Here is a 20,439-nt window from a genome sequence, read left to right as displayed (position 1 = left end):
CATAAACGTGTTATTTGATACACATACGCATTTAGACAGCAGCAATTTTGATGAGGATCGCGATCAGGTTATCGCACGGGCCGTTGAACAAGGGGTGACCCGTATGGTTAACATCGGGTTCAATCGAGAGACGATCCCGACGACGATGGCGTTGGCAGAGAAATATGATTTTATCTATGCAGCCGTGGGCTGGCATCCGGTAGATGCGATAACGATGAAGCCGGAGGATATAGACTGGATCGCCAAGCTAACGGAGCATGAAAAGGTTGTGGCGATTGGCGAGATCGGACTGGACTATCACTGGGATACGTCTCCGAAGGATGTTCAGCACCGTGTATTCCGCGAGCAAATTGGGTTGGCGCGAGAATTGAAGATGCCGATCATTATTCATAATCGTGAAGCGCACGAAGATGTAATCCGCATCTTGCGCGAGGAGAAGGCTCACGAAGTAGGGGGCATCATGCACTCCTTCTCAGGTAGCTGGGAAACAGCGAAGATGTGCCTGGATATGGGCTTCTACCTTTCATTTGGAGGACCTGTTACTTTCAAAAATGCAAAACAGCCGAAAGAAGTACTTGTTAAGGTTCCGAATGATCGACTGCTTGTGGAGACGGATTCTCCCTATTTGACTCCTCATCCGTTCCGAGGCAAGCGCAATGAGTCCGCATATGTTCGTCTTGTTGCAGAGGTTGCAGCAGAGCTGAAAGGTATGGAATTTGAAGAATTTTGCAGAATGACGACTCAAAATGCAATGACATGTTTTGACATCGCGTGAAAACGGGCCAAAAACAAGTGAAAAAAAGACATTGGCCATAAAATAAGTGGATTTCATTATGAAAAACGGATTAAGTTACATTTTTTTAACCATTTTTCGCGAAAAACGGAATTGCTACTGTCTTTACAAGAAGATTGCAAACACGATATGATTTCTCACAGATGTTATTACACAATTCAATATTGTTCCAACTAATTCAGTATCGCTTAATCTCCATGAAGTGGAGAGCGGGGGAACCAGAGTGTGAACGACATGACATGAGTACATGTTCAATCACACGGATTAATTCCTTGGGGTGAATTAGGGACGACCGAGCCATGAGCCGGTTGGTTCCGATAGGGCGACTCTCAAGCCCGAACCCGACAGCTAACCTCGTCAGCGTACCGAGAGAGGGTTCCTCGCGTCCTGCACTGTTGACGTTTGGGTTTCTATTACGGAAGCCGCGAAAGAGTCTCCTCTTACGAAGGGCTTCTTTTGTTTACTCTCAAACATTCTTTTTTTTGAATAATGAGAATAAAGACGTCATAGGGTGTAAGAAATAGGAGGTGGGAGCAGCCAATACTGAAACGTTGGTACGGAGATTTCGGCATTGTCTTGAACGATTACATGCTCGTTTATGGCAAGTGAAGTCTCTCGTAAACATTCTTGAAATAGTCGCGTCAGATGGAATCATGCAGAGCACTCGACGGCGGGACTATGTAAGGAGGACCGAGAAATGGGACAGATCGTGAACAACGAAACCCATGAACCCCGATCATCCAGCATGTCACTCGCATTGCGATGGAAGCATGAAAATGTGCGTGTTATCACCGTTATTGCAGCTGTAGCAATCGTGATCACATTAATAGCAGTCTTGACTTGGTATAATGTAACGAAGAAGACAGTGGCTGTGCTCGTTGATGGACAAGAGCGTTCAGTCGAAACTCGCCTAGATACGCTTCGCAATGTTTTGGATGAGCATGCGATAGCGCTTGGGGCATACGATGTAGTATCGAAGCCGCTTGATGCAGAAATTGCTGATGGAGATCGAGTTATTATTGAACGCGCTTTGCCTATCCAAATTACAGCGGATGGGAAGAAAGAAACACAATTTACGACGAAGAAGTCGGTGCATGATGCACTGAGTTCGCTGCAAATCCAAGTGAACCCTGAAGATAAGGTATTCCCTTCTAAGCGTGCCTCTATTTCGAAGAACATGGATATTCGTATCGTCCGTGTCAGCAAGAAGATGGAAGAGCGTAAAGTGAAGGTTCCTTATCAAGTGGTGAAGCAGGCAGATGCTACTCTCCTTAAGGGGAAGACCAAGACGGTTCAAGATGGAAAAGAAGGCTTGGTTGTCCAGAAAGTACAGAAAACGTACGAGGATGGTAAGCTCGTATATGCGCAGATGGTCGACAAATCCGTTCATACAAAACAAGTGAATCAAGTGATAGCCTATGGAACGAAGAAGGAACCGGAAGTTGCTGTTCTGTCAGTGAACGCGCAGGAAGACGATTCTGACAATGTTTCCAGTGGCGACAAAGATTTTAACTATAAAAAAGTGCTGAAGAACGTTCAACTGACGGCGTATACGGAATCTGAGGGATCGGCTGGTGCGAAGACGGCATCTGGCGCAATAGTATCAGAAGGTCGTACTATCGCGGTTGATCCGAAGGTCATTCCGCTCGGCTGGTGGGTATATATCGAAGGGATTGGATTCAGACGTGCTGAAGATACAGGTGGCGCGGTCAAGGGGAAAATTATCGATGTATACTTCGACAGCAAGAAGGCGGTCAGCAAATTCGGACGCAAGAAGGGGTACACCGTATACGTGGTTGGCCCAGTAAAGCCGGAATCGAACTAACGCACAAGGTATGCAGCCATGTGTAATTAGGATATAGTAATGAATAATGATTTATGTCATGCTAAGAAGAGGGGACACCCTCTTCTTTTGTTGTTTATTTATGAATGGAGAGCATGAGAAGGATGCGGAATTAGGAAGCAGCCTTGTGGTGAGAGGAGCAAGCATATTGATACGTGAAGTGATAGTTGTAGAAGGCAAAGATGATACCGTTGCCATTCACCGTGCCGTTGAGGCGGATACAATTGAGACAGGTGGATCGGCGATTAATGATACAACGATAAAACGCATCGCATTGGCCCAAGAGCGTCGAGGGGTTATTATTTTCACGGATCCAGATCATGCGGGAGAGAAAATTCGGAAGACGATAGCAGAACGTGTACCTGGGTGCAAGCACGCTTTCCTGCCTAGACATGAGGCGATAGCCAAAGGGGATCTTGGTGTGGAGAATGCAAAGCCAGAAGCGATTCGCCGTGCCTTAGAGCAGGTTCGCTCAGAGATGCCAAGCATGACGTCAGAGCTGACGTGGACGGATCTCGTCGAAGCGGGATTAACGACGCATGCAGGCTCTGCAGAACGCAGACGGCAGTTAGGTGAAATATTGGGCATTGGATACTGTAACGCGAAGCAGATGCTCAAGCGCTGCGGTGTGTTTCAGATCGGACGAGAGGAATTTGAGAACGCCTTGCGGAAGCTGAACCAATTCGAGCAGGAACAATGTGCAGAAGGAGAATAGATGGAATGACGCAGACGAGAATAGATATTGCAACACCGAACCGCACGAAAGACATTATACGCAAGCATGGGTTTTCATTTAAGAAAAGCTTAGGACAGAACTTCCTAATTGATATGAACATTTTGCGCCGTATTGTGGATGCTGCAGAGCTGGATGATGTGACAGGTGCCCTGGAAATTGGGCCTGGGATTGGTGCGCTTACGGAGCAGCTCGCTAAGCGCGCTCGTCGTGTAACAGCAGTCGAGATCGATCAGCGCTTGCTTCCGATATTAGGGGAAGTGCTGGAGCCCTATGAACATGTCCATGTTGTACATGGGGATGTATTGAAGGTGGATTTGCATGAATTGTTCCGCGAACAGTTCCAGGATGTCGATCGGGTAAGTGTTGTGGCTAACTTGCCGTATTATGTGACGACCCCGATTATGATGAAGCTTCTGGAGGAGCGTCTGCCGCTCAAGAACATCGTCGTCATGATTCAGAAGGAAGTTGCAGAGCGAATGGCAGCGAAGCCAGGAGGCAAGGATTACGGCAGCTTAAGTGTGGCTGTTCAATATTTTGCAGAGCCGGAGCTTGTATGCACCGTGCCGCATACGGTGTTCATCCCGCAGCCAAATGTAGAGTCTGCAGTAATCCGTCTACGTGTGAGACAGACTCCACCTGTGCAGGTGAAGGATGAGCCGCTGTTATTCGATGTTGTACAGGCTTCGTTCGCTCAGCGTCGCAAGACGATTTGGAATAACCTGAAGGCTCGCTATGCCAGCAAGTGTGGTACAGACAGGCTGACAGAAGCGCTTGCTTCAGCACATATTGAACCGAATCGCCGAGGGGAAACACTCTCGATTGAGGAGTTCGCTGCTCTGTCCGATGCGATCGGCCAAGCCATTGCACGTGCAGAAGAAGAGGATCAAGCGGAGTAACATAATTTTAAGGCTTAGGCATCACCAATTTATGCGTTTGCCCATAGGATAGTCGGAGAGGTGATTGATCCTATGAACGAACAAGTGAAGCAAGGAGATTTGGTCGTACGCAAGTCGTACGGTGGCGATATTACATTCCGTGTGGAGGAGATCTTCCGACAGACGGCGATTATTAAGGGGACGGATTACCGCTTACTGGCGGATTCCCATGTTGAAGATTTAGTTAGTGTACCGAAGGCAACGATTGCGCGCCGCACGGAACAGGCTCATATCAAGATGTTGGAGTCTGTCGAGGTGCTTGAGCAGCAGCGTAGGCAGCTGCATGAGCGCAGGCGGACGGAGCTTCCATTTGCAGAGATGCCGAATTCCATTTCAACCTTTGATATGCCGGGAACGGTACTCCATCTGGATGGGGATCCCGGGTATTTACAGAAGAGCATGGCGATATATAATCAGCTCAACGTGCCGGCAGAAGGCCATTATGTGAATGAACGCAATATGGCAGATACGTTGTATCGGCTGCTGCCGCGAGTGAAGCCGAATATAATCGTCATTACGGGACATGATGGTGTATTGAAGAACGGCAGGTACCGTGATCTGTTAAATTTGCAGAATTATAAGAACTCCCAGAACTTCGTTAATGCAGTACAGACGGCAAGGCAGTATGAGCGCCATCTTGATTTATTGACTGTAATTGCCGGGGCATGCCAATCTCACTTCGAGGCGCTTCTGCAAGCAGGAGCCAACTTTGCAAGTTCACCGGGCCGAATTATGATTCATGCCCTTGATCCAGCTTACGTAGCGGTTAAGGCCTCATATACCTCAATTCGTGATACCGTACAGATTGGGGATATTGCGCCTCATATGGTCAGTGGCATTGACGGGGTGGGAGGCATTGAGACAAAGGGAAGTTATCGCGTGGGCATGCCGAAGTTGAAGGATTTATCGACATTGAACGTTACACCAACCGTAATATAAGCGGCCTATGTATAAAATACAGAAAAAAGAACCATTTTAATAAATTTGGGCAAAAAAACACATTGACACGAAAACGGTGTTATTGTTATAATTATTCGTTTATTTGACAACACCTCTTGAATTGGTTATAATGGACAAGGAAAGAGGTGGTAGCTGTAATGGCGAAAAACGCGCTGTTTGAAATTCGTCGTTGTCTTGAAGCACATGTCGGTCAGAAGATTCTGCTCCGCGCCAATGGCGGTCGTCGGAAAACGATTGAGCGTACGGGCGTGTTGGAAGAAACCTACCCTTCTGTATTTATTGTTAAGTTGGACCAGGATCAGAACGCGTTTAAGCGGGTATCCTATAGCTATGCAGATATATTAACAGAATCGGTTCAAGTGACCGTATGCGCCGATAACGGCGAGTTGAAGATTGAATATGTTCGCGGTTAAGCGACATGACGGCAGCCTGTGAGGGCTGCCTTTTGTTTGGTTTGAAGGAATGACATGAGCACGCACGGTCATGGTTCTCCCAGATGCTCCCCCATAAATCGGAACAGGAGTGAACGTATAATGGAGGTGGCTTCTACTTACATTAACGGTAGGCCGATGATTATGTCGTGCTTGCTGATGATATGAACTTTAAGGTAAGCGTGGGAGGTGCAGTGATGAGCCGAAGAAAGCGCAGCTTCATGTCTGAAGATCTGAAGGTGGAATTGGCTAAAGATCTTGGCTTCTACGATACGGTGTCCAAATACGGATGGGGTGCTATCCGTGCGAAGGATGCTGGCGATATGGTCAAGCGGGCCATTCAACTTGCCGAAGAGGCAGCCTCGAAAAAATAACGAGTCAAGATCCTCCTATCCAGCGAGCATCGGATCTATTCCGCTCTGTTCGCTTTTTTTATTACGAAATCATGTTCATTGCCTGTATACGTACACATATGACTTGCACCATAGAGTCTGTTATAATAACGTAAGCGATCCGTAGGATAAAGAAGGGTGAACGCGAGTGAAAGTGTACGAGAAGGCGCCTGCCAAAATAAATTTGCTGTTGGATGTGCTGCGTAAGCGCGAGGATGGGTATCATGACGTCGAAATGGTCATGACGATGGTAGACTTAGCGGACCGTCTCGAGATGGAGGAACTTCCTCGAGATACGATTATCATCTCCAGCCAAGCAGGTTACATACCGTTAGATGAGAAGAACTTGGCGTTCCAAGCGGCAAAACTAATTAAAGAACGTTATGAAGTGAAGCAAGGCGTATATATTCATTTAGATAAAAAAATACCAGTAGCTGCCGGACTAGCCGGTGGAAGCAGCGATGCTGCTGCTACACTGCGAGGCTTGAATCGTTTATGGAAGTTAGGGATTCCTGATGAGGAGCTGCAGGTGCTTGGTGCGGAACTTGGTTCAGACGTCCCGTTCTGCGTGACGGGAGGGACTGCAATAGCTCGCGGCCGCGGAGAGGCACTTGAGATGATTGAGCAGCCACCTCAATGCTGGGTTGTGCTTGCCAAGCCGCCGATTAATGTATCGACGGCTGATGTCTATGGGCGCCTTAGAGCGAGTCAGATTACGGAGCATCCATCGCTGGATCAAATGCGCAGAGCGATACAGGCCCAAAGCTTCCAAGGGGTGTGTGAATCGCTTGGCAATGTGCTGGAGGATGTCACGCTGCCGCTCCATCCGGAGGTGCAGCAGTTGAAGGATGCTATGCTTCGGCTCGGTGCTGAAGGAGTGCTGATGTCGGGCAGCGGTCCGACGGTATTCGGCCTCGTGTCTAAAGAATCTAAGATCGCAAGGATCTATAATGGACTGCGCGGTTTTTGCAAGGAAGTGTACGCGGTACGCTTGTTGGGATAACAGGCTTAAATAGATTAACATGTATCAAGAAGGCGAAATGGTTACAATTCAAGGATTGTTTGACTTGACAAGTGGCCATCATCTTGCTAACTAGCGTACATTCATGTAATATCTACAATATAATATTCGGTTTTGAGCGAGGAGTAATCATGAAAAAATTGAAGCGAAGCGCCCGTCTGGTTGAGATGACCCAATATCTGATGTCTAAGCCGCATACGCTCATACCGCTCACGACATTTGCAGAACGTTACGGTGCAGCCAAGTCTTCCATTAGCGAGGATTTGGCTATTATTAAAGAGGTGTTCGAGAGCGAAGGGACGGGAGATTTACTGACGCTGGCTGGTGCTGCAGGCGGAGTGAAGTTTATTCCGAAATGCACGCCTGATATCGCACTTCCTGTCATTGAGTCTTTATGTGCATCAATGGGGCATCCAGACCGGGTGCTTCCTGGGGGATATTTCTATATTACTGATATTTTAGGCCAACCAGCCTTGATGAACGATGTAGGTCGAATGTTCGCATCTGCCTTTGCAGGCTGCAATATTGACGTCGTGATGACGGTAGAGACGAAGGGGATTCCAATTGCCTATGCGACTGCTGCTCATCTGAACCTGCCAGTGGTGCTAGTACGTCGCGACCATGTTGTGACAGAGGGATCGGCCGTTAGCATTAACTATGTATCAGGATCGCAGAAGAGCATCCATACGATGACACTCGCACGGCGTGCCTTGAAGGAGCGCTCACGTGTATTAATCGTGGACGACTTCATGCGTGCCGGTGGAACGATTCACGGCATGATGGATCTGCTGAAGGAATTCGATGCCACAGTAGCGGGTGTTGGTGTATTGGTAGAATCGGAGGATGTATCGAACGAAGAACGGCTGCTGACAGACTATGTGTCCCTCATTCGCGTTGGGACTGTAGATGCGCGGACTCGTCATATTGTGGTGAAGCCGGGGAACTACTTCGATAAGGAATAAGCGATAGAGAACAACATTGATTCGGGAGGGTATTCAAATGTCTCATGAATTAGAAGCAATTGCAACGAATCAAGCGCCTGCGGCCATTGGCCCATACTCACAAGCAATGAAGCTGGGCAACCTCTTGTTCACTTCGGGTCAAATTCCGTTGACTGCACAAGGTGTGCTCGTGGAAGGCGGAATTGAGGAGCAGACACACCAAGTGTTCTCCAACTTGAGGGCTGTGCTTGCAGAAGCAGGTACTTCTTTCGATAAGGTAATTAAGGCTACTGTTTTTATCAAGGACATGAATCAATTTGCTCAAATCAATGCTATCTATGAATCGTACTTCGGTAATCACAAGCCTGCACGCTCCTGTGTAGAGGTAGCGAGACTCCCGAAGGACGTACTTGTCGAAATTGAACTGATCGCAGCGATATAAATCGAAGCTTGTCGAATCCGTTAAAGACAGGCATAAATTTTTAAAAAAAGTTAAATTATTGGCAAATTTAAGAAGGATTTTTCATGCGCGTGTGGAATTATACACCAAGTCTCGATGGAAAAAGGTGGTGAACACACGTGCAAATTACTGATGTAAGACTCCGCCGCGTCAACACAGAGGGGAGAATGAAGGCAATCGCATCGATTACGATCGATAACGAGTTTGTCGTTCATGACATTCGTGTAATCGACGGCAACAATGGCATGTTTGTAGCGATGCCGAGCAAGCGGACTCCAGATGGCGAATTCCGCGATATTGCTCATCCGATTTCTTCGGCGACTCGCGAGAAGATTCAAGCTGCTGTATTGGCTGAATACGAACGCGCTGCTACGGAAGAGGAAGTTATCGAAGAGGGCGCGTAGTTTTATGATTTTATAATTGGGGTTGCAAAGAAAGAGAGCCAATCATAGGGGCTCTCTTTTCTTTTTCTCCATAATGAGATATATTCTTCTATGGAGTAAAGGTAGAGCAGGAGGTCGGACGCTTTGAAAAGAATGGCCATTGTGCTTGCTGCCGGACAAGGCAAACGCATGAAGTCAAAATTGTACAAAGTGCTTCATCCCGTATGCGGGAAACCAATGGTAGGGCATGTTCTTGATGCTGTCGAAAGTGTGGATTGTGAGCGCACCGTCGTCATTGTAGGACATGGAGCAGAAGCAGTACAGCAATTCCTGGGGAACCGTGCCGAGTACGCCTTGCAAGCGGAACAGCTTGGTACAGGACATGCGGTTAAGCAAGCGAAGGCGCTTCTTGATGGTGAGGAAGGAACGACACTTGTCATTTGCGGCGATACACCGCTAGTGACACCAGAAACGTTGGCTCAGTTGATGGAACTGCATAACCGCGCTCAGGCGTCAGCGACGATTTTGACGGCTGAACTGAATGATCCGACAGGTTACGGTCGCGTCATTCGCGCAGAAGACGGTTCGGTCTTGAAAATTGTCGAACAAAAGGATTGTACGACCGAAGAACAGCTCGTGAAGGAGATCAATACGGGCACGTATTGCTTCGACAATGTGAAGTTGTTCGCGGCGCTGGAGCAGATCAGAAATGATAATGCCCAGCAAGAGTATTATTTGACTGACGTAATCGGCATCATGAAGGCACAAGGAGATACGGTGCAAGCATATTGTACGCCGGATAACAGTGAGGCAATCGGCGTTAATGATCGCTTGGTGTTGTCTGAAGCGGAACGCTTCATGCGTGAGCGTATCAACAAGCGCCATATGCTGAATGGTGTAACGATTATTGATCCTGCCAATACGTATATTGAGTCTGGTGTTGTCATCGGAGCGGATACGATCATTGAACCAGGGACAAGCCTGCGTGGCAGCACGACGGTTGGCGGCGAATGCGTTATTGGGCCGAACAGCGAGATTGTTGATTCAACAATCGGCGATCAAGTGCATATTAAGCAATCTGTACTCTGTGAAGCGATTGTAGGCGACGAGAGTTCAGTTGGTCCATTCGCTTATTTGCGTCCAGGCGCACGTCTTGGCAAGCAGGTGAAAGTCGGCGACTTCGTGGAAATTAAAAATGCGTCGCTTGATGATCAAACGAAAGTATCGCACCTCAGTTATATTGGCGATGCCGAAGTAGGGAAGAATGTAAATATTGGATGTGGCGCGATTACGGTCAACTATGACGGCTTCAATAAGTCGCTCACTCAAATTGGCGATGACGCGTTCATTGGCAGCAATGTCAACTTGATTGCACCTATCCAAGTGGGCACTGGCGCTTACGTCGTTGCCGGATCAACGATTACACATCCTGTACCAGATAATGACTTGGCCATCGCTCGTGAGCGTCAAGTAAACAAGCCAGGGTATGCGGAGAAGATTCGTGCCCGTGCAAAAGCAAAAAAAGAACGAGAAAAGTGATCGATAAGGTTGCACTTTTCATTCAATATCGTTTAGCATGGTATTGAGAGCCTTTTTAGTTGAGACCATGTAGGGATAGACTAAGCAGCACCATTAACGGACAGTATAAAACAACGATGAACAAGAACCGGCACGGAGGGTTTTTAATATCATGACGTATTGTGATTCCAAGTTGAAAATTTTCACTTGCAACTCCAATCCTAATTTGGCGAACAAGATTGCAGAATACATCGGAATTCCGATGGGAGATGCAGAAACGAAGAGCTTTAGTGATGGAGAAATCCAAGTTAAGTTGTCTGAAAGTGTACGCGGTTGTGACGTTTACGTCGTTCAATCGACATGCGACCCGGTCAATGACAATTTGATGGAGTTGCTTGTAATGGTGGACGCATTGAAGCGTGCATCGGCAAAGAGCATTAACGTAGTTATCCCTTACTATGGCTACGCTCGCCAAGACCGTAAAGCGCGTTCGCGCGATCCGATTACGGCGAAGCTTGTAGCGAATTTGATCGAGACAGCAGGAGCTCATCGTGTTATTACGATGGACTTGCATGCCACACAAATTCAAGGATTCTTTGATATTCCTGTGGATCATATGCTGGGTGTTCCAATTTTGGCACAATATTTCCGCTCGAAGCAACTCGAAAACGTTGTTGTCGTATCGCCTGACCATGGTGGTGTGGTACGTGCGCGCAAATTGGCTGACTTCCTGAATGCACCGCTTGCCATTATCGACAAGCGTCGTCCAGAGCCGAACGTTAGTGAAGTTATGAATATTATCGGGGATATTAAAGGCAAGACAGCGATCATTATCGATGATATTATCGACACGGCTGGTACGATTGTGCTTGGTGCGAACGCATTGGTTGAAGCAGGGGTGAAGGAAGTCTACGCTTGCTGCACGCATCCAGTATTGTCCGGACCTGCGATGGATCGTTTGGAGAAATCGCCATTTAAAGAGGTTGTTGTAACGGATACAATTCCGATTACACATGAAAACCCATCTAGCAAGTTACACGTACTGTCGGTTGCACCGTTAATGGGTGAAGCGATTATTCGTGTTCACGAAGAATTGTCTATCAGTAAATTGTTTGAGATTGAATAAAGCATGGGTCGAGTGACCTGAGCTGCACATTACGGAAGGGTTACGTCTTCGGTCTTCGCCGGAGAAGTAACCCTTATCGGCATTTGAATGTGTCTGCGAATCAGGTGCGGATGCATGCCAAAAGCAGTTCAATCATCATATCGATGATCAATAAGGAAGGATGTAGCGCTCTTGAAGTGGATTGTAGGATTAGGTAACCCGGGAACCGAATATGCCGCAACCCGCCACAATATCGGCTTTATGGCAATTGACTCTCTTGCGGATCGCTTCGGCATTCAGGTACGTGAGAGCAAATGCAAGGCGTTAATCGGAGAGGGACGCGTTGGAACAGAGAAGGTTGTTCTTATCAAACCCATGACGTATATGAATCTGTCTGGAGAGGCTGTTCGCGCATATATGGATTACTATAAGGCGGATATTGAGGATTTTATCGTTCTATATGATGATATGGATACAGAGCTTGGGAAGATTCGCTTGCGCTATCAAGGGAGTGCGGGTGGTCACAACGGGATTAAATCGCTCATCCAGCATCTGGGGACGCAATCCTTCAATCGAGTTCGGATGGGGATATCTCGTCCGGAGCCTGGTCGGTCTATTGTAGATTATGTGCTGTCTACGTTCCCTAAAGCGGGTATGGAAGACTTGAAGCAGACAGTTGAGCGCACTTGCGACGCTGTCGAATTCTCGCTTAAGAATTCGTTCGAGCAGACGATGGCGAAATTCAATGGATAATATGATCTGATCAAAACTGATGTTGGGCTAATGTGCCTTTCTTTTGGACATACTGAACGGTATAATCCAAGAATGGGAGGCATATACATGTCTGTGAATTACGTGTGCAAACATTGTCATACAATGATTGGGCGCATCGACGGGAACGGGATTGATGAGGAACGCCTCGGCTTCCACCGTCTTACCCCAGACGAGCGCCAACAATATATTGTCGTTCATTCCAATGGAGATGTAACCGTGCGGATGACATGTGAATATTGTACAGAAGCGATTCAGATGCATCCCGAGTTGTCTTTGCTTTCCTCCCCCTTGCAATGAGGGTGGATGGGCAATGGGAGTTAGCGTCAGCCTTGGCTTGTCAGCCGAGGCTTATTTTGGATGAGGGTAACGTATATAACCTTACTAGTTATACCTTGTAGTATTTATTGTGGGTGAGAAAGAGGTGCCTATCTTTTGTTGAATGCACTCATGCAAGCTTTATCAGAAGAACGTGATATTGAATCGATTGCTGCGGGTGTCCGTGCAGGAATGAAGGAGCAATTGGTATCCGGCTTGTCCGGTTCGGCTCGTCAGGTGATGATGGCAGCACTTCAGATGCAGTTGGATCGTCCAGTACTCGTCGTCACACACAACATGTTTTCTGCACAAAAAGTAGCTGATGACCTGCAGGAATGTTTGTCGGCGGATCAAGTGCTCTTATACCCAGCCAATGAGTTGGTAGCTGCGGAAGCAGCGATATCAAGTCCAGAAGTGATTGCACAGCGCATTGAGGTGCTTACCCGGTGTGCACGTGGATTCCGTGGGATAATCGTGACGCCGTATGCGGGATTGCGGCGCTTTTTGCCTGCCCGTGAGATGATGGCTGAGGCTGGCATATCTCTATCGTTAGGCGATGAGCTTCCACTGGAAACCTTCCTGGCAGAGATGGTTGCGTGCGGCTATGAGCGTACAGAACGGGTCGAGGCCAAGGGAGAGATGAGCGTCCGTGGTGGGATAGTAGATATTTATCCAATCACAGCTCCTTATCCATATCGAATTGAATGGTTCGATGATGAAATTGACTCCATTCGTTCATTCGACACACAGGATCAACGTTCTATCGATAAGTTGAAGCAATTGACGATACTGCCTTGCAAAGACTTAATTGCAGACGAGACACGCTTCGCCGCTGCGGCTGAGGCGACTTTTGCACGTCTCGAAGAACAACTGGGCAAGATGTCCGATCGCCAAGTAAAGGAGAAGCTTGAGCGGGAAATTGGGCATGATATCGAACGAATGAGAGGTTCCGTTTATTTTACAGAGCTCTATAAATATGTGGCGCTGCTCTATCCAGAGAAGCACACATTATATGACTATATGCCGAAGGACACGCTGCTTGTCGTAGATGAGCCTGCTAGAGTCATGGAGACAGCCAAACAGCTTGAACGAGATGAACTGGAGTGGAGCACACACTTGTTGTCGAATGGCAAGACATTGCCAGCGCTTCCTCTAGGAGTGACATCTGACGTCGCAATGGGCAAGCGCCCATTCCAGACCGTATTTATGGCGCTGTTCCTCAGACAGGTTCCTCATACGCAGCCGCAAAATATCGTGAACGTCATGTGCCGCTCCATGCAGAACTTCCATGGACAAATGAATGTCTTGAAAGCAGAAATGGAACGGTGGAAGAAGTCGGGCGCCAACGTCATTATGCTGGCGAACGGTGATGAACGAATTGAACGGATGCGTCGTGTGCTTCAGGATTACGCAATACCTGAGCCTACGATTTTAAAGGGCAACCTACAGACAGGCTTTGAGCTCCCGTCCATTCACCTTGTAGTTATTACTGAGGGTGAGATGTTCTCCGGCAAGCAGCGGAAGACACGCCGCACGGAACTGAACGCGAAGGTGGACAATGCGGAACGGATTCGCAGCTATACGGAACTGAAGGTCGGCGATTATGTCGTCCATCAGAATCATGGCATTGGTAAGTATATCGGAATTGGGACGCTGGAGATTAACGGTATCCATAAGGACTATCTGCATATTTTGTATGCGGGTGGGGATAAACTATCTGTCCCAGTGGATCAGCTTCATCTCATTCAGCGTTATGTGAGCTCGGAAGAGAAGGAGCCGAAGATCTATAAGCTGGGTGGCACCGAGTGGACGAAGGTTAAGAGTAAAGTTCGTTCCTCCGTGAAGGACATTGCTGACGACTTGATCAAGTTGTACGCAGCAAGACAAGCATCTAGCGGTTATGCCTTCGAGAAGGACACACCAGAGCAGCGGGAATTCGAGGATATGTTCCCCTATGATGAGACGCGAGATCAACTGCGTGCCATCGAAGAAATTAAGCAGGATATGGAGAAGGCGAGTCCGATGGATCGTCTATTGTGCGGTGACGTAGGGTATGGCAAGACGGAAGTTGCGGTTCGAGCTGCCTTCAAGGCTGCAATCGAAGGCAAGCAGGTGGCGATACTCGTACCAACAACCATCTTGGCACAGCAGCACTATGAGACGTTCCGTGAGCGATTTGCCGACTATCCATTTAATATTCAGGTTCTTAGCCGATTCCGTTCCCGCAAGGAACAGAACGAATCCATGAAAGGGCTAAAGTCGGGTGTTGTCGACGTCATTATCGGCACTCACCGCCTGCTCTCTCAGGATGTTGTTTTCAAAGATTTAGGATTGCTGATTGTCGATGAAGAGCAACGTTTTGGCGTAACGCACAAGGAGAAGTTGAAAAAGCTGAAGATGAATGTCGACGTGCTGACACTGACGGCAACACCTATTCCGCGTACCCTGCATATGTCCATGCTCGGCGTCCGGGATTTGTCGGTTATCGAGACACCGCCAGAAAATCGATTCCCTGTTCAGACCTACGTGCTTGAATACAGCGATAATTTAGTTCGCGAGGCAATAGAACGAGAGCTGGCAAGAGGCGGGCAGGTCTACTTCCTGTTCAACCGAGTGCAGGGGATTCATCAGATGGCCGACCATATTAAAATGCTCGTGCCGGATGCCCGTGTGACGGTAAGCCATGGGCAAATGTCTGAGACAGAGCTGGAGAAGACAATTCTCGACTTCTTGGATGGGGAATACGATGTGCTCGTCAGCACCAGTATTATCGAGACAGGCGTAGACATTCCGAACGTGAACACGCTCATCGTTCATGATGCGGACAAGATGGGTCTGTCGCAGCTGTATCAGTTGCGTGGGCGAGTCGGCCGCTCGAACCGGATTGCTTATGCTTACTTCACTTATCAGCGCGACAAGGTACTGAACGAGGTGGCAGAGAAGCGGCTTCAGGCGATTAAGGAGTTCACCGAGCTTGGTTCCGGATTCAAAATTGCGATGCGCGACTTATCCATCCGAGGGGCGGGTAATCTGCTAGGTGCGGAGCAGCATGGATTTATTGCATCTGTTGGATTTGATCTATACTCGCAGATGCTTGCAGATGAGGTGAGCAAGCGCAAGGCGGAGATTGATGGTGTCGCTATTGAGGACCAGCAGGAGCTTACAACCCTCATCGACCTGAACGTAGATGCGTATTTGCCGCCGAATTATATTTATGATAGTATTCAGAAGATTGAGATTTATAAAAAGGTAGCGGGACTTGCTACATTGGATGAAGTCGAAGAACTGCGGGATGAACTCATCGACCGCTTTGGTGAACCACCTCTTGCTGTCCTTCAATTACTCGCTGTCGCTAGGCTGAAGCTTCATGCGAAGCAGTATGGATGGGAGTCAATTGTACAGCGTGGAGATGTGGTCACGATCAAGGTCCATTCTTCGGCGGATCCGTGGTTAGACCGCAAGAAGATGGCTGCTGTTGCATCTAAACTCGACAGACGGATTAATGTCGATCAAGAGGCTTGCGGTGCTGTGAAGTTCAATGCACGAGGCGTTGATGCGCTGCAGCTGTTAATGATACTAGAGCAATTCATGCAGGAAGCTAAGGGTGCCATCAAATCGAAGGGAGAATTGCAGAATGTTGCAAAATAACAAGACGCGTTCCAAGAAGTGGTTGTTGCTGGCATTGTCTGCGGTACTCGCAATATCCGTATTAGCCGGATGCGGCAACAAAGACGAGAAGTCAGCGGGCAAGGCAACCGACAACAGTAAAGTCGTTGCTACGTATGAGGGAGGACAGATTACACAGAATGATTTCGACAAAGAAATCTCGAACATGCTGTTCTTCTATCCGGAATACGAGCAGATTATTAGCATGGATCAATTCCGCGACTACTTCGTGAAGCAGCAAATCGCGTATCGCTATTTGGATGGCAAAGCACCGGAGAAAGCAAAGCAAACCGGTAAAGATAAAGCCAAAGAACAAATTGGCTTGATGAAGAAGCAAGTCGGAGACAAGCAGTTCAAAGAAATGCTGGACAAGCGCAAACTCACGGAAGAGGAAATTACGGAGTATATGGCGCGCATCTTGACAGTTGTACAGGATTACAACGGCAAGGTAACGGAAGATCAGCTCAAGGCTGAGTTCGAGAAGAATAAGAAGGATATGACAACTGCTTCCGTTCGTCATATCCTCATTGGATTCAAGGACAAAGAAGGCAAAGAGCGCAAAAAAGAAGATGCTCTGAAGATGGCTAAGGATGTACAAGCTCGTCTGAAGAAGGGTGAAGACTTCGCGAAGTTGGCTGAGACAACGTCTGACGACCCAGGTTCCGCTAAGACTGGTGGTCTGTACAAGGACGCTGCTGTAAGTCAATGGGTACCGCAATTCAAGGAAGCTGCCTTGACATTGCCGCTTAACCAAGTGAGCGATCCAGTTGAGACAGACTACGGCTACCACGTTATGCGCGTGGAAGATCGTAAAGAGAAGGAATACAGCAAGTTGACAGAAGAAGAGAAGGAAGCATTGCGTACGCGTGCAGCTTCTGAGCTGATGAACAACTTCATGCAAAAGGATCTGGATAAGCTGATCAAGAAAATCGACCTTCCTAAGACGGAGACAAAGCCGGAAGAGAAGAAGGACGAGAAAAAAGATCAGAATACAGAAGCTCCTAAAGATACAAAAGCAGAATCAGGCAAGTAAAGGCATGCCGCGAGATGATATGTCATCATCTCGTGCCGTAGCCCTTTCCCCTCAAGGGGAAGGGGCTATTTTTCGCGGAAGGTATGGAAACGGAATGAAATATTCATAAAAACAATAAAAAGTTTTCATTTCCGGTTTCATCCTCTAAAAATACGTTTATTTACATTTGTCATGGCTTGGGGAAAATTAGACATACTATGTTAGCGGCTATTCAAATTACTACCGGTCGTAATTTGGATAGTGTGATCTTTTCACTGTGTACACAGAAGTAAAATCCAAAAGTACGATAATGAAGTTTGATACTAAAGCAAATCCAACATTTCGCATTGATGTCGAAAAAGATAAGCTTTGTTTCGACAAAATCAGAGGAAAAAACTAAAAAATTCCGGTATATTGATGTAAAATGTGAAAATTTTAAGAATTCGTTCTAAAAAAATGTCGGTTAGTGTCGAAAAATGTGATTTTTTTTGCAACTTGGATGGCATTACCTACGTATGATGTGTATGTATAAGAACTTGGGAGCAGATGAATACTATGGTCAGTATTACAAACCATTCCGCATCCCTCCTAATTAACAATAATACAGTAAATCGAAAATACTTACTGAAAGCGGGGCAACTCATAATGAAAGCTACTGGAATTGTACGTCGTATCGATGACCTCGGACGTGTTGTAATCCCTAAAGAAATTCGTCGCACTTTGCGCATTCGCGAGGGAGATCCTCTTGAAATTTTCGTTGATCGTGATGGAGAGGTTATCCTTAAGAAATATTCCCCAATTGGTGAATTGGGCGACTTCGCTAAGGAATATGCGGAATCCTTGTATGAGAGCACAGGACATATCACAATGATCTCTGACCGTGATACTGTAATCGCAGTTGCTGGCGGATCGAAGAAAGAATACATGGACAAGCAAATCGGGATGTTGCTTGAAAACTGTATGGAAAACCGCAAGACAATGATCGAAACGAACGCAGGCAATTATGAAATCGTAAAAGACAGCCAAGAAGCTTTCTCTTCTTTCGTTGTTGCTCCAATCGTTGCTGGTGGAGATCCTATCGGTACAGTTGTTATGCTTAACAAAGACGACAGCGTGAAAATGAGCCAAATGGAAGTGAAAATGTCGGAAACGGCTGCTGGCTTCCTTGGTAAGCAAATGGAGCAGTAATCCGAAATTTGCTAACGAAAGTCCCTGCTCATACAGGATGCGTGTATACGCAGCTTGAGCGATGCAGGGGCTTTTTTTGTGCTCTGAGCTCTAATATCCAGTTATCCCTACGCCGTTGCAGAGGCATATTGTTAGCCGCATTTTTTTCTTGTTGGGCAGGAGCGCTGAAAATACGAAATTGCAGTAATCATAGACGGTGCTGCAGCTTCTATGCATGGAGCTTGCCCAGGCAAGGAGGAATTGGCCTGTCTTGATATGCTATAATACGTTACGAATGTTAGAGATGGGCGGGGATGACGGTTGAATAAACGAACCCCCCGAGTTGCGGGGCAAGTTATGTCCGGCGCTTTATTGCTAGGCATGGCGACGATAGTGTCGAAGGTAATCGGAACACTGCAGAAAATCCCGCTGCAAAATATCGGGGGAGACGGTGTATTCGGCATATATAACGCGGTATACCCATTCTATGTGCTGCTAGTAGCGATAGCTAGTGCGGGTATTCCAGTTGCGGTAGCACGGCTCGTGGCAGAATGCGAGGCAGCTGGGGATGAGGTAGGCTCTGAACAGGTGCTTCTAGCATCCAGCCTGCTCATGACGGTTACTGGGATTGCCGGGTTCTTCGCTATGCTGGCTGGCGCAGAACAGATCGCCAGTTGGATTGGCAATCAACATACGGTGGCCGCTATCCAGAGTGCTGCCTATGCGCTGCTTGTAATGCCGCTTGCCGCTGCTCTCAGAGGCTACGATCAGGGCAGTGGACGGATGACGTCAACAGCTGTATCGCAGGTTATCGAGCAGACAGGACGCGTAGCGGTCATGATTGGGCTTCTGCTGTACTATAGTCGTCTGGGCGCAGCGGATGAGACAATCGCTGCAGGAGCTACGTTTGGATCATTTGCGGGTGGTCTATGCGGGTTGCTAACTATGATGATCTTCCGCTGGAGGGAGAAGCGTAGAAGCCACAGTCGACTACGGAATAAACCGCAATTAGGGATGAGGCAGCAGGCAGGCGCCATCTGGAGATGGATTCGGAAGCTGACATGGACTGCCCTGCCAATTTGTTTAGGTGCAATTGTGCTGCCAGCGGTAAATGTAGTGGATGTATTTACGGTGCCTCGGTTTCTGCTGCAGCAAGGGTGGAGTGAGGCAGAGGCTCTCGCACAGTTCGGCGTGTACAGCCGGGCGTATCCTCTTGTGCAACTTGTCACAATGGTGGCGAGCTCACTTGCTGTGGGGGTCGTCCCGATGGTGGCGTCGCTCATGCGCAGAGAGGGTACTGTCGGTCTTGCGCCGACTATTAAGATAGCTCTTCGCTGGTCGTGGATGCTTGGTCTTGCTGCTACCGTCGGGCTCGTCGCCTTGGCGGAGCCGCTCAATGTGGCGTTATACACGGACAGCGCGGGAACGCTGACGTTCGTGCTGGTGGCATCCACGGCTGTAAGCGGCATATTTCACGCCGTGTCAGCCGCGCTGCTGCAGGGCATGGGCGCGGTGCGTGCGCCAGCCGTGCATCTTGTATGCGCCGCAATCGTGAAGGCGGCGCTGAATGTATGGCTGATCCCGGCCTACGGCATTGCCGGGGCAGCCATCTCTGCTGCGGCCTCGCTTGGTCTGGCTGCAGCATTGAATGCGCATGCGCTCGCCGTCGCAAGCGGCGTGCACTTCGCCGCCTGGGGCGCTCGCAGCGCGCGCCTTGCGCTGGCGCTTGGCGGCATGGCTGCAGGCGTCAGCCTGGCCGCGGCCGTTCCGGTATGGCTTGGCGCTTCTGGCCGCTTAGCGGCCGTGCTCGCCGTAGCCGTAGGCGTGCCGCTTGGCGCGGCTATATTCGCCCTGCTAGCCATCGCACTCGGTGCAGTTCGGCCGCAGGAACTGGCCGAGCTGCCGCGCATCGGGCCGAAGCTTGCTTCATTCGCTGCGCGATTCTCGCCCCGCATGTGATTCTGTGAGCAGAAGTGTGGGGAATAAT

Annotated in this window: 19 protein-coding genes and 1 riboswitch; all 19 genes read left to right on the top strand. The window is 48.4% G+C overall.

Annotation, left to right across the window (positions count from 1 at the left end):
- The first annotated feature begins 7 nt into the window (after window positions 1–7).
- The 19 genes from BP95_RS0114660 to BP95_RS0114570 all read left to right on the top strand — a co-directional run bounded on the left by BP95_RS0114660 (window position 8) and on the right by BP95_RS0114570 (window position 20,411).
- Window positions 8–775 carry a TatD family hydrolase gene (locus BP95_RS0114660; RefSeq protein ID WP_028532548.1) on the top strand — a complete coding sequence of 256 codons (768 nt, stop codon included), beginning with the start codon at window positions 8–10 and terminating at the stop codon, window positions 773–775.
- Between the two features lie 193 nt (window positions 776–968).
- Window positions 969–1,172, top strand: a riboswitch (cyclic di-AMP (ydaO/yuaA leader).
- 318 nt (window positions 1,173–1,490) lie between these two features.
- A complete protein-coding gene (locus BP95_RS0114655) occupies window positions 1,491–2,618 on the top strand; it encodes a 3D domain-containing protein (protein WP_021255248.1) in 1,128 nt (375 codons plus the stop codon).
- Between the two features lie 166 nt (window positions 2,619–2,784).
- Complete coding sequence (rnmV, locus tag BP95_RS0114650) at window positions 2,785–3,351, top strand: ribonuclease M5 (RefSeq protein ID WP_028532547.1); 567 nt, start codon at window positions 2,785–2,787, stop codon at window positions 3,349–3,351.
- Between the two features lie 5 nt (window positions 3,352–3,356).
- Entirely contained in the window at window positions 3,357–4,268 is a 912-nt protein-coding gene (rsmA, locus tag BP95_RS0114645) for a 16S rRNA (adenine(1518)-N(6)/adenine(1519)-N(6))-dimethyltransferase RsmA (RefSeq protein WP_021255246.1), read from the top strand.
- A 72-nt stretch (window positions 4,269–4,340) separates the two neighbouring features.
- Entirely contained in the window at window positions 4,341–5,246 is a 906-nt protein-coding gene (gene yabG, locus BP95_RS0114640; RefSeq protein ID WP_021255245.1) for a sporulation peptidase YabG, read from the top strand.
- Between the two features lie 158 nt (window positions 5,247–5,404).
- A complete protein-coding gene (gene veg / locus BP95_RS0114635) occupies window positions 5,405–5,680 on the top strand; it encodes a biofilm formation stimulator Veg (protein ID WP_021255244.1) in 276 nt (91 codons plus the stop codon).
- Between the two features lie 215 nt (window positions 5,681–5,895).
- On the top strand, window positions 5,896–6,072 hold the full coding sequence (locus BP95_RS0114630; protein ID WP_021255243.1) for a small acid-soluble spore protein (alpha/beta-type sasp): 177 nt from the start codon (window positions 5,896–5,898) through the stop codon (window positions 6,070–6,072).
- Window positions 6,073–6,238: 166 nt separating this feature from the next.
- Complete coding sequence (ispE, locus tag BP95_RS0114625; protein WP_021255242.1) at window positions 6,239–7,093, top strand: 4-(cytidine 5'-diphospho)-2-C-methyl-D-erythritol kinase; 855 nt, start codon at window positions 6,239–6,241, stop codon at window positions 7,091–7,093.
- A 149-nt stretch (window positions 7,094–7,242) separates the two neighbouring features.
- Entirely contained in the window at window positions 7,243–8,073 is an 831-nt protein-coding gene (gene purR, locus BP95_RS0114620; RefSeq protein ID WP_021255241.1) for a pur operon repressor, read from the top strand.
- A 37-nt stretch (window positions 8,074–8,110) separates the two neighbouring features.
- Window positions 8,111–8,494 (top strand): RidA family protein, encoded by a 384-nt coding sequence (locus BP95_RS0114615; RefSeq protein WP_021255240.1) that lies wholly within the window; start codon window positions 8,111–8,113, stop codon window positions 8,492–8,494.
- 137 nt (window positions 8,495–8,631) lie between these two features.
- Window positions 8,632–8,916, top strand: a complete 285-nt coding sequence (spoVG, locus tag BP95_RS0114610) for a septation regulator SpoVG (RefSeq protein WP_005545528.1) — start codon at window positions 8,632–8,634, stop codon at window positions 8,914–8,916.
- Window positions 8,917–9,039: 123 nt separating this feature from the next.
- Window positions 9,040–10,434, top strand: coding sequence for a bifunctional UDP-N-acetylglucosamine diphosphorylase/glucosamine-1-phosphate N-acetyltransferase GlmU (gene glmU / locus BP95_RS0114605; RefSeq protein WP_021255239.1), 1,395 nt, complete (start codon window positions 9,040–9,042; stop codon window positions 10,432–10,434).
- Window positions 10,435–10,585: 151 nt separating this feature from the next.
- Window positions 10,586–11,539: a ribose-phosphate diphosphokinase gene (locus BP95_RS0114600; protein WP_005545532.1), complete on the top strand. Its 954-nt coding sequence runs from the start codon at window positions 10,586–10,588 to the stop codon at window positions 11,537–11,539.
- 171 nt (window positions 11,540–11,710) lie between these two features.
- The gene (pth, locus tag BP95_RS0114595) at window positions 11,711–12,271 is read left to right on the top strand and encodes an aminoacyl-tRNA hydrolase (RefSeq protein ID WP_021255238.1); all 561 of its coding nucleotides are present in this window, start codon (window positions 11,711–11,713) and stop codon (window positions 12,269–12,271) included.
- 87 nt (window positions 12,272–12,358) lie between these two features.
- A complete protein-coding gene (locus BP95_RS0114590) occupies window positions 12,359–12,589 on the top strand; it encodes an anti-sigma-F factor Fin (RefSeq protein WP_021255237.1) in 231 nt (76 codons plus the stop codon).
- Between the two features lie 135 nt (window positions 12,590–12,724).
- Window positions 12,725–16,255, top strand: a complete 3,531-nt coding sequence (mfd, locus tag BP95_RS0114585) for a transcription-repair coupling factor (protein ID WP_028532545.1) — start codon at window positions 12,725–12,727, stop codon at window positions 16,253–16,255.
- Window positions 16,242–17,306 (top strand): peptidylprolyl isomerase, encoded by a 1,065-nt coding sequence (locus BP95_RS0114580; protein ID WP_021255235.1) that lies wholly within the window; start codon window positions 16,242–16,244, stop codon window positions 17,304–17,306. The genes mfd and BP95_RS0114580 overlap by 14 nt, the downstream gene beginning before the upstream one ends.
- Before the next feature lie 624 nt (window positions 17,307–17,930).
- A complete protein-coding gene (spoVT, locus tag BP95_RS0114575) occupies window positions 17,931–18,473 on the top strand; it encodes a stage V sporulation protein T (protein WP_021255234.1) in 543 nt (180 codons plus the stop codon).
- A 300-nt stretch (window positions 18,474–18,773) separates the two neighbouring features.
- Window positions 18,774–20,411, top strand: a complete 1,638-nt coding sequence (locus BP95_RS0114570) for a putative polysaccharide biosynthesis protein (RefSeq protein WP_028532544.1) — start codon at window positions 18,774–18,776, stop codon at window positions 20,409–20,411.
- Window positions 20,412–20,439: the final 28 nt, after the last annotated feature.

Origin of the sequence: Paenibacillus sp. UNC217MF (genome assembly GCF_000686865.1) — a bacterium.
GTDB lineage: Bacteria > Bacillota > Bacilli > Paenibacillales > Paenibacillaceae > Paenibacillus_B > Paenibacillus_B suaedae.
Note: the sequence above shows the minus strand (reverse complement) of the source record. Positions and strands in the feature narration are given on the sequence as shown.